General features: G+C 55.1%; 13 protein-coding genes. 8 read left to right on the top strand and 5 right to left on the bottom strand.

All coding sequences use genetic code 11. The features are described 5' to 3' along the window. The first annotated feature begins 49 nt into the window (after positions 1-49). From PAECUDRAFT_RS14765 to PAECUDRAFT_RS14755, 3 genes are all read left to right on the top strand, one after another. Positions 50-1,255, top strand: coding sequence for an MFS transporter (locus tag PAECUDRAFT_RS14765; protein ID WP_006038907.1), 1,206 nt, complete (start codon positions 50-52; stop codon positions 1,253-1,255). Between the two features lie 182 nt (positions 1,256-1,437). After that, the gene (locus PAECUDRAFT_RS14760) at positions 1,438-1,638 is read left to right on the top strand and encodes a cold-shock protein (RefSeq protein WP_006038906.1); all 201 of its coding nucleotides are present in this window, start codon (positions 1,438-1,440) and stop codon (positions 1,636-1,638) included. Positions 1,639-1,714: 76 nt separating this feature from the next. Then, positions 1,715-1,924 carry a cold-shock protein gene (locus PAECUDRAFT_RS14755; protein ID WP_006038905.1) on the top strand — a complete coding sequence of 70 codons (210 nt, stop codon included), beginning with the start codon at positions 1,715-1,717 and terminating at the stop codon, positions 1,922-1,924. A gap of 129 nt (positions 1,925-2,053) precedes the next feature. Here PAECUDRAFT_RS14755 and PAECUDRAFT_RS14750 read toward each other — a convergent pair whose 3' ends face one another. After that, positions 2,054-2,242, bottom strand: a complete 189-nt coding sequence (locus PAECUDRAFT_RS14750; protein ID WP_006038904.1) for a sporulation protein Cse60 — start codon at positions 2,240-2,242, stop codon at positions 2,054-2,056. Between the two features lie 177 nt (positions 2,243-2,419). Between PAECUDRAFT_RS14750 and PAECUDRAFT_RS14745 the strand changes: the two genes are divergently transcribed. From PAECUDRAFT_RS14745 to PAECUDRAFT_RS14730, 4 genes are all read left to right on the top strand, one after another. Next, positions 2,420-6,592: a choice-of-anchor I family protein gene (locus PAECUDRAFT_RS14745; RefSeq protein WP_006038903.1), complete on the top strand. Its 4,173-nt coding sequence runs from the start codon at positions 2,420-2,422 to the stop codon at positions 6,590-6,592. A 298-nt stretch (positions 6,593-6,890) separates the two neighbouring features. Next, on the top strand, positions 6,891-7,187 hold the full coding sequence (locus tag PAECUDRAFT_RS14740) for a transposase (RefSeq protein ID WP_006038594.1): 297 nt from the start codon (positions 6,891-6,893) through the stop codon (positions 7,185-7,187). Beyond that, complete coding sequence (locus tag PAECUDRAFT_RS14735; RefSeq protein ID WP_144266536.1) at positions 7,184-8,059, top strand: IS3 family transposase; 876 nt, start codon at positions 7,184-7,186, stop codon at positions 8,057-8,059. The genes PAECUDRAFT_RS14740 and PAECUDRAFT_RS14735 overlap by 4 nt, the downstream gene beginning before the upstream one ends. Before the next feature lie 133 nt (positions 8,060-8,192). Further along, positions 8,193-9,137: a copper amine oxidase N-terminal domain-containing protein gene (locus tag PAECUDRAFT_RS14730; protein WP_006038902.1), complete on the top strand. Its 945-nt coding sequence runs from the start codon at positions 8,193-8,195 to the stop codon at positions 9,135-9,137. 139 nt (positions 9,138-9,276) lie between these two features. On the opposite strand, the gene PAECUDRAFT_RS14725 is transcribed toward PAECUDRAFT_RS14730, so the two are convergent. The 4 genes from PAECUDRAFT_RS14725 to PAECUDRAFT_RS14710 are packed head-to-tail and all read right to left on the bottom strand — an operon-like array spanning position 9,277 to position 13,010. Beyond that, complete coding sequence (locus tag PAECUDRAFT_RS14725) at positions 9,277-10,251, bottom strand: sugar kinase (protein WP_006038901.1); 975 nt, start codon at positions 10,249-10,251, stop codon at positions 9,277-9,279. Beyond that, positions 10,248-11,003 (bottom strand): 2-dehydro-3-deoxy-D-gluconate 5-dehydrogenase KduD, encoded by a 756-nt coding sequence (gene kduD / locus PAECUDRAFT_RS14720; RefSeq protein ID WP_006038900.1) that lies wholly within the window; start codon positions 11,001-11,003, stop codon positions 10,248-10,250. The genes PAECUDRAFT_RS14725 and kduD overlap by 4 nt, the downstream gene beginning before the upstream one ends. A 26-nt stretch (positions 11,004-11,029) precedes the next feature. After that, positions 11,030-11,863, bottom strand: coding sequence for a 5-dehydro-4-deoxy-D-glucuronate isomerase (gene kduI, locus PAECUDRAFT_RS14715; RefSeq protein WP_006038899.1), 834 nt, complete (start codon positions 11,861-11,863; stop codon positions 11,030-11,032). Between the two features lie 34 nt (positions 11,864-11,897). Beyond that, complete coding sequence (locus PAECUDRAFT_RS14710; protein WP_006038898.1) at positions 11,898-13,010, bottom strand: glycoside hydrolase family 88 protein; 1,113 nt, start codon at positions 13,008-13,010, stop codon at positions 11,898-11,900. Between the two features lie 110 nt (positions 13,011-13,120). Here PAECUDRAFT_RS14710 and PAECUDRAFT_RS14705 point away from each other — a divergent pair, with 110 nt between their 5' ends. Next, the gene (locus PAECUDRAFT_RS14705) at positions 13,121-14,002 is read left to right on the top strand and encodes a helix-turn-helix transcriptional regulator (RefSeq protein ID WP_006038897.1); all 882 of its coding nucleotides are present in this window, start codon (positions 13,121-13,123) and stop codon (positions 14,000-14,002) included. Positions 14,003-14,039 lie beyond the last annotated feature (37 nt).

Below are 14,039 nucleotides of genomic sequence, written 5' to 3'. Positions count from 1 at the left end.
TTTGGAGGTGGTTCAACGCCATCATTTTTGGGAAAAGGAGAGATCATTCATGTTTCGTAATCCGATCGTTCGGACCGTTATGATGTCGCGCGTGCTTCAGCAGCTCGGCGTCTGGGTGCGTAACTTTGCAATCTTGCTGTATGTAACGGAGCAGACGAACAACAATCCAACCTATGTATCGCTTATTTCGATCGCGGAATTCGCGCCAATCTTTTTGTTTGCATTCATTGGGGGAGCATTCGCGGACCGGTGGCGTCCAAGGCGGACGATGGTAGGGAGTGACATACTGTCGGCTGTGTCGGCCGGCATCGTATTAGCGGTTGTTGCCATGGGCTCTTGGCAAGCGCTGTTCGCCGCCACTTTCGTATCCGCGATGTTATCGCAATTCTCGCAGCCATCTGCGATGAAGCTGTTCAAACGCCATATTCCGGAGGATCAGCTGCAAGGCGTCATGGCGATGTTTCAGACGCTGATGGCTGTCTTTATGGTCGTGGGGCCAATCATCGGCGCCTTCGTCTATGGGCAGTTCGGCATTGAGGTCTCAATCGGAGTAATGGGCGTGCTGATGCTGGGTTCGGCGGTATTGCTGCTCGCGCTGCCTGCTGATCCTGTACCGGAGCACGGGGATGCGCCTAAAGGCGATCTGCGCCAGCAGTTGAAGGAGGGCTTCCAGTATGTAAGCAGGAATCGGCTGCTTCGAACGCTCGGGGTCACGTTTACGGTTTCCGGTTTGGCCGCAGGGTTAATCCAGCCGCTTGCGCTGTTCGTTACCATCGATAATCTGGGCAAGGATGCGGACTTTTTGCAATGGCTGCTGATGGTCAACGGGGCTGCGATGTTCATCGGCGGGGGATTGGTCATGGCAATGGCCAAAAAAATACCGCCGCAGCTGCTGCTCGCTTCGGGTTTGTTCGTCAGTGCATTCGGAACGGTGGCGATTGGCGCATCGACGAGCTTGCCGCTTACGATCGGGCTGCAGGTCGTGACAGGCATTTTTTATCCGTGCATCCACATTGGCATTCAAACATTGATTCTAAAAAATACGGAAGGTGCGTATATTGGACGAGTGGGCGGTGTTCTGACCCCGATGTTTATGGGTATGATGGTCATTGGCATGTCGGTTGGCGGACCGCTTATGCATGCCCTCTCGCTGCTGTCCGTATACGAAATTAGCGGTGTCCTGTTCTTGGCGGGCGCTTTGCTCATGATCATGCCGAGGGTTGGCCGACGGCAGCAATTAGGTATTGACAAGTAAGAGCGGTTGTTATTTGCGTTCTGGAACAAACTGTGCTATTATAAGCATACAATTCGGGAACTCACTCGCATGATGGAAAGGGTTATCATTTCGTGCAATGTAACCCTTTCCATCATGTGATTTTTTATTTCGTTTTGAGTAATGAAGATCATGTGAAATTAATTTTGTTGGAGGTAAGATCCATGCAACAAGGTACAGTAAAATGGTTCAACGCAGAAAAAGGTTTCGGTTTCATCGAAGTTGAAGGCGGCAGCGACGTATTCGTTCACTTCAGCGCGATTCAAGGCGAAGGATTCAAAACGTTGGACGAAGGCCAACGCGTTGAGTTCAACGTGGTACAAGGCAACCGTGGACCACAAGCTGAGAACGTTGTAAAGCTGTAAGCTAGTCGGAACTGCCCTTGACGCAAGTTAAGGGCAGTTTTTCTCTCTGTAAACTTAGGAGAAAGGGGCTCGTTCCATGTACTCGAGAAAAAAACCTGTTGAGGAAATTCCAGAGGAAGAAACAGCAGTCTGGCTTTGCACGAACGATGACTGCAACGGATGGATGAGAGATAACTTTGCATTCGAGGCCGTACCAACGTGCTCGCAGTGCTCGTCTCCTATGGTTAACGGAACGAAGAGTCTTCCAGTTCTCGTGAACACGAGCAAACGTTTCGAGAAAATGTAACCCTGCCCTTTTGAAGGCCTGAGCATGGGGATCTTGGGCTGATCAACCTTTTGCTTGAACGCATGGCCTTAGTTAGCCATGAAAAAGCCGACCGCGTGAGGTCGGCTTTTTGTTTTGTCTGAAAATCGGCTAATTCTTCGTTTTATACACGAGCAGAATCGTGCTCCGCTGGGTGGACGAGCCTCCGCGCGTCGGTTTCATAATCGAGCCGTAACAGATGCTGACGAATTGATCTTCATCTAGCCCTGCAAGAAATTCATTCGCTGTTTTCTCCGCGTACACCGTGTCGGTATCCACGAACTCTTTGACTTGTATCATCTTTGACCCTCCATAATCTAATGGTTAACGTTCATTATAAACGAAATCGACGTAGTTTACGCAAATTGTTTTACATAATCTTTAAGAGATGAACATGTCCCGTTTACATGAGGGTGTTATCCTTGCACCGGATAAGGAACAGTGTATGGACTGACCACAACGGGAGGGTAATCACTCATGCTTAAGATGTCGAAGCAAAAAATCGCCATGTCGCTCGCGCTGACGACGGCATTGCTCCAAACGGTACCGTCGCTCGGCGGCGCGCAGACGTTCGCTGCAGCAGGCGTATTGGCGGGAACGCCCTACCAGGCGAACGGCACGTATGATCGCACGGTGCCTCACATTATCATAAATCAGGTGTACGGGGCTGGCTTGAAAGCAGCAACCGATGCGTATTCGACCCATGGTTTCATAGAGCTGTACAATTCTACGAACGCGGATGTTAACTTGGCGGGGTGGTCGCTGCAATATGCGGACCGCGGCACGAATGCAACGACGGGGCCGACGAATGGCTGGGAGACGCTGGCGCTGACAGGGACGATTAAAGCCCATTCCAGCTATTTGATCACAGGCAAGGAAACAGGAACAGCGGCGGCAAACGCGAAGCTTGATTTGACCGGACGCGGGGACCAGACCTGGGATCGCTATATCAATAACAAAGGGATGAAAGTGGCGCTGGTCAGCGATACGGCTGCTCTAGCCGCTGTTAATCCGTTCGATACCGATGGTGCGGGCGCGAAGGTTTCCGGCTATGTCGATATGGTCGGAACGGGCAGCAACGATGCTGGCAGCACGATCGATGGTTATGAAACGGCGTATCCGAGCGGCTCAGTCGAGGGCACATCCAAGAAAAATGCCATCCGCCGCATCGACCGCGCCGATACGGACAACAACAAATCGGATTTCCAGCAGGTTGATTACAGTGCAGCGGATGCAGTGGTTATAGCGGAAAAAGGTCCGCGCAGCAGCGCGTCCGGCGCGTGGGGCGTAGCTGTCAATCCGCTCAGTGTGACGACGCAGGCATTAGCGGCAGCTACGGTGGGTACGCCATACTCGGCAACGGTCGGGGCCACTGGCGGGACGAAGCCTTATGCATTCTCGGCAACAGGGCTGCCGCAGGGGCTTGGCATTGACGCGGGTACAGGCGTGATCTCGGGAACGCCGCTGGCGGCAGGAACGGCGCAAGTCACGCTATCGGTTACAGATGCGGCCTATTCTCCGCAAGTGACGACAAGTACGCTGGCGCTGAATGTGAACCCTGCCGGGTTCCCGAATCAACTGAGCGTGACTAAAATCGGGCAATATTCGGTCGGCGTCACGAATGCGGACGGCGGAGTTGCCGAGATCGTGAAATACAACAAGGACAACGGCAAGTTTTATCTTGTGAACGGCTCCTCGAACCCGCCGAGCCTGGATATTGTAAGCCTTTCGGCGAACCAGACGCTGACGAAGGATGCGACTGTAGCGGTGAAGACGCTCGCGGAAACGGGCGGCTTCGTCTATGGCGACCTGACGAGCGTCGATATTAATACGACGAACAAGCGAATTTATGTGTCTGTTCAAGAGAAGGATGCCGCGAAGAACGGGCGTATTCTTGCGCTGGATTATGACGGCAATCTCGTAGCGTCTTATGAAGCGGGTGTGCAGCCCGATATGATCAAATCGACGCCGGACGGGCATTACGTCATGACGGCGAACGAGGGCGAGCCGCGTGTGGCGGGCGTGGACCCGAAGGGCAGCGTCACGATTTTGGACACGCAGACAGGTGCTGCCGTGAACGCCGAATTCGATAACCCATCGATCATCGATGATGCGGTGCATATTCGCGGAGCAGCTGACCCAGTGACGGGGATGATCGGCGGCAGCGGAACGAAAGCGGTTGCGCTGTACGATCTGGAGCCGGAATATATCACGCTGTCTGGCGATGCGAAGAAAGCCTATATTTCGCTGCAAGAGAACAATGCGATAGCGACGCTGGATTTGACGGCCAAGCAGTTTACGTCGGTTAACGGCTTAGGGCTGAAGGATTTGAACGACCCGCGCAATGCGTTGGACGTCGTGAAGGACGGCAGCATCAAGCTGGAGAACGTGCCGTTCTATGGCATGTATATGCCAGATGGCATTGCCTCCTATACGGTTGGCGGATCCACTTATTTGCTTAGCGCAAACGAGGGCGATGCGACGGAATGGCCGGGACGCACGAATGTGAGCAAGCTCGGGACGATGAAGGGCAGCCTGAATTCCGGTTCGGCGGCTGCGCAGTTTTTGAATGGCAAGGTGGCTTATGACGGATTAGAAGTGATGGGCGACATGGGCCATGACGGCATCTACTTATATGGCGGGCGCTCGTTCTCGATCTGGCACGCGGATACGATGTCGCAGGTGTTCGACAGTGGCAATGATTTCGAGCGGATTACCGCGGAGCGGCTGCCTAGCTACTTTAATGCGAGCCATGCGAAGACGACGATGGATGACCGCAGCGTGAAGAAGGGTCCGGAGCCGGAGGATGTGAAGGTCGGCCAAGTGGGCTCGCGAACGCTTGCGTTCATTGGGTTGGAGCGTATTGGCGGCATTATGACGTACGACGTAACCAACCCGGCACAAGCAACGTTCGTCAACTATACGAATACGCGCGTATTTACGCCGAAGGATAATTTGAACACGGACACGGGGCCAGAAGGCATCGAATTCATCCCGGCATCGATCAGCCCGACCGGACAGCCACTGCTGCTGGTCGCGTATGAGGTGAGCGGCACGGTCGCTGTCTTCCAGCTGGACGTGACGAAAGTGACGCTCGATCAGGCGGCGCTGGTGTTGACGGCTGGCGGAGCTGCAGGGCAGCTGAACGCGGCGGTCGTGCCTGCGAGCGGCGCAGCTTCAACGGTAACATGGACATCCTCGAACCCGGCTGTCGCGACGGTGGATGCGGCAGGCAAAGTGACGCCAATCGCTGCAGGCACGGCGACGATTACGGCGCTTAGCGCTGATCAGTATGGTCAAGCATCGAGTGAAGTGACCGTTACGGCTGCAGCTGGCGGAAACGGCGGTAGTGGTGGCAATAGCGGAAACGGCGGTAATAGTGGCAATAGCGGTAATGGAAACGGCAGCAATGGCGGGAACAACACGGGTGTGGGCGCTGGAGCAGCAGCGGGCGGCAGCGTAACTTCCGAGAAGCGCGAGGGCGTACCTTATGCCGTTATCTCCTTGCCATCCGGCCAGCCTGCTAATGGGGGATCGGAAGCTGTAGTGACAGCGTCACTCGTTGATCAAGCCATTAGCATCATGAATCAAACCGATGGCGGAGCCAAAGGGCTGGAGCTGAGCGCATCGTTCACGACGGGCGGCGGCACGATTAAGCTGTCGCACGAAATCGTGGAGCGGCTGGCGAAAGCGGGTCTTGCCTCCGTCGTGCTGGAGACGAATTTGGGAACGATCAGCTTGGATCGCACGGCTTGGAATGCGCTTGTAATGGAAGCGGGCGATGGCGATCTGACAGTAACGGTGATTGTAACGGAAAGCAAGGGGATGAACCAAGGGAAATCGGTCATCGGCTTCCTTATTCAAGCGGACGGACAGCCGGTCGAGCAGCTGAAAGGCGGCGTGGAAGTCCGCCTGCCATACAAGGCGGCGCAAGGCGAGAATCCGAAGGCGATCGTTCCTTATGCGGTGGGCAGCGGCGGAGCTGCGAAGCCGATCGTACAGAGCGGATATGATGCAAGTGCCGGAGAGGTTTATTTCCGAACGAACCAATTGCAAGCGGGCTACACGGTCGGTCACGCGACGACGTCATTCCAAGATACGAGCAGCAGCTTCGCGCAGGATGCCATTGCTTATTTGACGGCAAGACAAGTCATTACGGGCGTGAGCGCGACCCAATTCGCGCCGAATGCGCCCATGAAGCGCGCGGATCTCGTGCTCCTGCTCGCTCGCATTGCAGGCGTAGAGTCGGGAGGGAATTCGAGTTCCCGTTATGCGGATATTGACGCAAGCGCGTATTATGCAGATGCCGTTGCGTGGGCATCGGATCTGGGCATTGTTGGCGGCACGGGCGGCGGCAACTTCGAGCCGAACGCGGTCGTGACGCGCGAGCAGCTCGTCACGATGCTTGTCCGCTTCGCGGCTAGCATTGGCTATGAGCTGCCTAGCAGCGGAGAGCCTGTATCGTTCGCGGATGCAGGCGACATTGCTGGCTACGCGGCATCCGCGGTGTCGGCTGCGCAGCAGGCTGGCCTTGTAACGGGCCGCCCGGCAGCGAATGGCGGCGGCACGGTGTTTGCGCCGCAAGCGCCGGCGACGCGCGCGGAGACGGTGAAGCTGCTTGCGCTGCTGGTGCAGGGGATTGTGGGGTAAGCCGTAACGCAAGGGAGGAGGCTCCCGCAAGAATAAACTTGGGAGAGCTTTAACGGACCGAGCAGCCCTTATTTGATCAAAATCAGCCATATTTGTGTTTTAACGGACCGAGCGGCCGTTATTTGACCCATTTTGCCTTTATAAGGCGGCTAAGTGGCTAAATAACGGCTGTGTGGTCCGTTACGATTGTTATAGGCACTTTTTGGAGGGTTTAGCGGCTCTGGTGAAGCTAGAATAAAAAGTGGACACGATGCTGAGAGATACAAGATAATAATCGCAGCAAAGTGAGGTGTCTGTAGTGAGCGAGCATCGCAAACGGTTTACGGAAGAGTTCAAGAAACAGACGGTAAAATACGTACAAGAACAAACGAAATCGATAGCGGACATTTGTGAGGAGTTAGGGATCGCTAAAAGTACGGTTCATCAGTGGATGAATCAGTTTAGGCAGTTCGAGAACGAATCGGTCAATTTGCCCGAGAAGATTCGTCAGTTGGAGGCACAGAATAAGTCTAAGGATCGCGAGTTGGCGGATCTGCGCGAAGAGATGGCGATTCTAAAAAAGGCACTGCACATCTTCAGCAAGGAAAGGAACTGAGGTTCCAATTCATCGAAAAGTATCGCTCCGAGTTTCGGGTGGAGAAGATGTGCCAGGTGCTGCGTGTTTCGCGGAGCGGATATTACAAATGGAAAACTAAGAAAATCAGTTCGCAAGCGTACCGTAAAGAGCAGGTGGTCAAGCGCATCTCCTACCACTTCAAGGATAACTCAGGACGTTACGGAGCACTTAAAATTACAGCTAAACTGCGTCTTGAAGGGCTCACAATCTCAGAACGAACGGTAGGCAAATACATGAGGGAGCTGAAGTTGCGAGCCTGTGTTTCTCGGAAGTTTCGGGTCACCACCACCGACTCGAACCATGATCACCCTATCGCGCCTAACCTTTTGAATCAGAACTTTAAGGTTTCCCAGCCGAATAAAGTATGGGTTGCGGACATCACCTACATCCCGTGCAAAGGGCAGAAGCTGTATTTGGCAAGCATCATGGACTTGTGTACACGTGAAATCGTTGGCTGGCGGTTGGACAATCACATGACGACGGAACTGGTCATGGGCGCGTTTGAGGCTGCTTATACGGCCAAGATGCCAAAGGAAGGCCTCATCCACCATTCCGACCGTGGAACACAGTACACCTCTAAAGAGTACCGAGCAAAACTCAAGGCATGCGGAATGATTGCTAGCATGAGCCGCAGGGGAAATTGTTATGATAACGCCTGCATCGAGTCATTCCACAGCATTCTCAAGAAAGAATTGATCTACTGCTCACCAAAATTCAAATCGCAGCAAGAAGCTTATACTGAGCTCTATCGCTACATTGAGTTTTTCTATAACCGAAAGAGGATCCACAGCTCGCTGGGCTATCTGAGTCCAGTTCAATTTGATCTGCAATTTTATAAGAAGGCTTCATAAATTTTCACAAGAATACGGTGTCTACTTTCTTGACTGCGGTCCATGGTGTCCGTTAGCTGGGATCCCTCACGAGATGCTGTGAAACAATCTGAATCTTGATCACGTCTATCCAGTAAAAGGGAGGCGTGTAACAATGAAGAAATTTGTTTTGGCAGCAACAGCCGCAAGCCTGCTGCTTGTATCCGCAACGGCCTATGCAGGTACGCCTGATCAGAGCAACGTGAGAGGGAAGCAGATCGAATTAGGCGCGGCAGCGATCAATGATCATGGCCGATTATTAGTCCCGGTTCGCTTGATTGCAGAAACGATTGGCGCGACCGTCACATGGAATCCGAAGTCCCGGACTGCTGCTATGCATAAATGGACAGAAACAGTGAAGTTCACCGAGGGGAAGGACACCGCATATTTTGCAAAACGGTATGAATCTGGCTTATTTGCGCTTCATGCGCCGGTTAGGGTCGTTAATGACCAAGTTTATGTCCCGGTTCGCTTTCTCTCGGACTTCTATGGCTATCAAATTACGGCTAAGGATGGCATGTTAACGATCAACTCGCCGTTCAGCCAGTATGAGCAGCAGCTTCTATCGACAGGTGAGCTTGCTAGCGTTCGGAGATTAGTGATGGACAAGGCTTCGCGAAAACTACATTTTGCAAACGCGCCTATTCCATACTTGCCGAAACAACGGGAAGGCTATTCTACCACCTACCTCTTCCCGGTCGGAGAGGCGAACCGTTTCTTCCTCCTTTTTGAGGATACGGTTTGGTTCTGCGAACGCCAAGGCGATTTCTTCGTCGTTACATGGGAAGCGAATATTCCAGTCGGTACGGATGATATGGCGCACTTGCTTCTGAACGGTGAAGTCACGGACGCTACAGGCCCTCGGCCTGTTACGGGCAAAGATTTTTTCTATTACCGAATTGGCGGATTGATGACGACGACGATCATTACGGCGGGCAAGCTTGCCCATGACGGCACGGTCACAGAGTCGGGCATGAAACGAATGGTGGATGGGGAAGCAGCTGTCCAAACCGGAACATTGGAATTGAAGCTGCCGGAGGAGAAGCGGAAAGAGGCATAGCAGCGGAAATAAGCGGCAGTAGGCCAAAGCCAGAAAAGGCGGTGCGGGGACAACCTTCCCAGCACCGCCATTTTTGAAACGGGAGAGGCACACCCAGAACCGAAAGCGAATCCGGCCTGGTACCGCAGGACATTGATTGCTATCTCTCCACATGGCGCTTGTCCAGCAGCACCGCTTCGGCGTGGCTCCATGTCGGCAGCCCTTCCCAATCCCCCTCGGCTTGGACGACGAGCGAGCCGATCAGGTTGCCGAGCCTGACAGCCTCCGCTGTCGAATGTCCCTTCAGCAGGCCGGCGATAAAGCCGGCGCAGAAGCCGTCGCCAGCACCGACAGCGTCAGTGACGCGTTCAACCGGAAAGCAGGGAATGCGTTGGAGTTGCCCGTTTTCCAGCAAAAGCGTCTCGGTCCGGCTGCCCTTCACGACGCTTACCGCGTCCAATTGACGGAGCCGATCCATAATTTGTTCGGCATCCTCCATTTCATACAGCAGCATGAGCTCGTCCATGCCTGGGAGGAAGTAGTCGGCCTGCTGGGCAAGCGCGAGCAGCGTTTCTCTTGCATCACTCAAACTCCACAGCTTCAGCCGCAAATTAGGGTCAAAGCATACTTTTACGCCGTTCCGGCGGGCGATCCTAACCGCTTCGAATACGGTTTCCTTGCAGGAATCGCTCAAGGCGGGCATAATGCCCGTCACATGCAGCATGCTGGCACCAGCGATATAAGCCTCGTCCAGCTCGGACGGCTGCATGGCGCTCATCGCGGATAGCTTGCGGTAATAGTAGACAGACGTCCTGCCGGACGTCTGCTCCCGCAGCATCAGTCCGGTCGGCCGCTCGCCATCCTGCGCGGCACGCGAAACGTCGACGCCTTCTCCTCGCACGCGGGTTAGAATCGACCGACCGATCGGATCGCTGCCGAGCCTGCCGAACCAGCCGACGCGGATGCCGAGCCGGGCAAGGCCGATCGCGACGTTCGTCTCCGCTCCGCCGAATGACAGCTCCAGCCCATGGGCATATTCGATGCCTTTGGCGGAAGGGGCGGTGAGCAGCCCCATCGATTCTCCGAACGTAACGACGTACGGCTGCTTCGGCTGCTCCGGTTGTTGCGGGCTCATCGAACCATCCAACCGCCGTCGACGCATAAGACATGCCCGTTCACATAGTCGGAGGCGCGGGAGGCGAGGAAGACGATTGCCCCCTTGAGATCGTCGTTCGATCCCCAGCGCCCGGCGGGGATGCGGTCGAGAATTTGCTGGTTGCGCGCTTCGTCCGCGCGCAGCGCCGCCGTATTATCGGTGGCCATGTAGCCGGGGGCAATCGCATTCACTTGCACGCCGCGCGAAGCCCACTCGTTCGCGAGCGCTTTGGTCAGCCCGGCTACGGCATGCTTGCTCGCCGTGTAGCCCGGAACGTTGACGCCGCCTTGGAACGAGAGCATGGAGGCGATGTTGATGATTTTGCCGGACCCTTGCGCTAGCATTTCGTTGCCTGCCAGCTGGCATAAGGTGAAGACGGAGTCGAGATTCGTCCCCAGTACGGCCTGCCAATCGGCGTAAGCATGCTCGGCGGCCGGGGCGCGGCGAATAATGCCGGCATTATTGACGAGAATATCGATTCGGCCGAAAGCGGCTTTGGCGCTATCGATAATGCCGCGGAGCGACGCTTGATCGCTAACGTCGGCCTTCACGACGATAGCGCGGCGTCCGATTCGCTCAATCGCCTGCTTCGTTTCGTCGGCCGGCGAGCTGTTCGTCACGAGCGTAAGATCGGCGCCGGCCTCGGCCAGTGCGATGGCGAGCGCTTGGCCCAAGCCTCGCGCAGCACCGGTCACGATTGCGGATTGGCCGCTGAAATTGAACATTTCCATGCTTCGCGTGCTCCTTTCCTGCATTTTTATTTCAAATCGCTCATCGCGACGATATCCATATCCTTGAACGTATAATTCTCGCCCGCCATCGACCAGACGAACGCATAGTTGCTTGTGCCTGCGCCGGAATGAATCGACCAGTTCGGCGAGATGACGGCCTGCTCGTTCGCAACGACCAAATGACGTGTTTCGGACGGCTGGCCCATGAGATGGAATACCCGTGCGTCCTGATGAAGGTCGAAATACAAATAGGCTTCCATACGACGGTCATGGAGATGGGCTGGCATCGTGTTCCAGATGCTGCCTTCCTTCAGAATCGTAACGCCGAGCATAAGCTGGCAGCTTTGCACCGCTCCGGCATGAATGTATTGATACAGCGTGCGTTCGTTGCAGGCCTGCATCGTGCCGAGGTGGTTCGGCGTTGCGTTTTCCAGCGCGATTTTGACGGTTGGATAGACGGCATGTGCCAGCGTGGAGCAGAAATACAGCTTGGCCGGATTAGCGGAATCGGCGCTGGATACGCGCACGCTCTCCGTGCCTTTTCCGACGTACAGCGCGTCCAGCTTCGTTAGCTCGTAACGCACGCCGTCAGCCTCGATCACCGCCGCTCCGCCGCCGACATGAATAAAGCCGATCTCGCGCCGTTCCAGAAAATAATCGGTTTTCAACGTATCGGGATCGGCGATTTCCAGCGGTTCGGATGTTGGGAAGGCGCCTCCGATAACCATCCGGTCGTAGTGGCTGTAGACCATCGTTACTTGGCCAGCTTGAAATAAGTTTTCAATCAAGAACCGCTCGCGCAGCTCCTCGGTTGTCAAATGCCGCGCTTCCTGCGGGCTGGTCGCTTGTCTAATTTCCATGATTGGTCACCTCTAAGTGGATTTAGTTAACGAGTTAAAAAATACGCTGCTTCCAGCCGTTCAGCTTGGCAAAGGCTTCGATGTAATAGTAGTCGCCGTAAATGATCGAGACGTTGACATTTTCGCCAGCCGGCTTGTGCCCGGTGCCCTCCAGCAGGATCGCCTGATGCTCCGGCTTATCCCACGTTGCGTACCGCTCTGTCAGCGACTCCAAAATGCGCTCTGCAGCGCCTTGGTAAATACGCTTCTGCGCTTGCGGCACATGCTCCGCGATTTCGATCAGGCCGGATGCGGCAATCGCCGCAGCGGAGGTGTCTCGCGGCTCGGACTCGGGCTGGTCGACGCGGAAATCCCATAGCGGAACGGCATCCTCAGGCAAGCAAGCGATAAAGTGATGCGCGGTCCGCTTGGCAGCGTCGAGATAACGCTGCTCACCTGTGTAGCGGTAGGCCATGGCGAAGCCGTACAGCGCCCAAGCATTGCCGCGGCTCCATGCCGAGTCCGGTCCATACCCTTGGCCGCCGAGCGGCTCGATAAATTCGCCCGTCTCCGCATTGAAGGAGAGAATGTGAATGACGGAGCCGTCCGGGCGCACGCCATGGGCGAGAATCGTATCGGCATGGCGCATGGCGATATGCTTGTATCGCGGGTCGCCGGATTCGCGGCTGGCCCAGAACAGCAGGGGAAGGTTCATCATGCAGTCGATGATCGCCCATCCGCTCAAGTCGCCGTTCCATGCGCGAATGAAGCTGCCGACCGGATTGAATCTTCCGGCCATATAGTCGGCTGCCCGCAGTCCGATGCGCAGCGCCTCTTGGTCTCCCGTCAGTTGATGCTTGATAACGGCGGTCGGCAGAAACTGAAAGCCGACATCGTGATGCAGCTCCATCGGGTATTGCGAGAAGCATTGCTCAAGCTTCGCGTCCCATTCCCAAGCGGCTTGCTTGAAAGCGTCGTTGCCCGTCCAGTCGTGCATCAGCCACAGCATGCCCGGCCAGAAGCCGGAGGTCCACCACCAGTGCGGCATATCGTCATAAAGCCCGTCCGCTCTTGCTACATGGGGCGATTTGTCCCCGATTTGGGCGAGCATGCTTTCCGCTTTGCGTTCAATTCGTTCCATAACCATTGCCTTATAGGCAGTGTCCATTGCAATTCCTCCTTCTCGTTGTTACGGAAGATTATAGAGGTTGGAGGGGAGAGGAAGTTGCAGTACAATGATTAAAAATACCGTTCTGTTGTCCTAATGAGGGGGAAGCTATGAACCGGCTGTTCGAGTTGCTGCAATTTCAGGGAAGGCCGTATTTATGGGCGCACGCGACGCGTTCGACCGAGCACTTCAAAGGCTACTACCACTGGCATCAGGGATGCGAGCTGCTGCTCGTTCACGAAGGCGCCGGCAAGGTCATCGTTAATCAGCAATCCTACGATATTCGCAGGGGGATGCTGTTTTTCTTTCAGCCGTTTCAATTGCACCACGTATTCGTCGAGGCGGATGCAGCAACGCCGTATGTGCGAACGGTGTTTCATTTTGATCCCGCCCCGCTTGAGTCGGGACTGGCCCCTTTTCCGCGCCTGCAGCATTTATATATGAAGCTGAAGCAAGGGACGATGGCGGAGCAGGCGTTTGATTTGGCGGAGGAACTCGACGTTCTGCTGCCCGCATGCGAAGCGTTCACCCGGACGCAATCGCAGGAGGCGCAAGGGAAGCAGCGGGTGAATGACGAGGAGGAAGCGGGGCTGCTTCTGCTGCAGTTTTTATCTGCCGTGAACCGCCGATTGGCGGTGGTGCAGCCGGATAACGCGAGTGCTAGGACGCCTCGTTATTCGGAAGTGATCATGCAATGGGTCGAGGCGCATTATGGCGAAGCCTTCGAGCTGGAGCGACTGTCCGAGGAGCTGCATTTGTCCAAGGCGTACGTTTCCCGCGTGTTTCAAAGAGAGACCGGCAGCAGCTTGACCGACTATATTGCAGCGAGGCGGATGAAGGAAGCGTGCAGGCTGCTGCAAACGACGGATTTGCCAATCCGCATCATTGGCGAATGCGTAGGCTTGTCCAATACGTCCTATTTCATTAGTGCATTCAAAAAGGTGATTGGCTCAACGCCTTACAAATACAAACGAAACGCCTCTCAAACCTAGCGATTGTATCGCGGGTTTATTTTTTTACTCCAACAAC

Source organism: Paenibacillus curdlanolyticus YK9 (genome assembly GCF_000179615.1).
GTDB classification, from domain to species: domain Bacteria; phylum Bacillota; class Bacilli; order Paenibacillales; family Paenibacillaceae; genus Paenibacillus_T; species Paenibacillus_T curdlanolyticus.
This window is presented reverse-complemented; position numbering and strand designations above follow the sequence as displayed.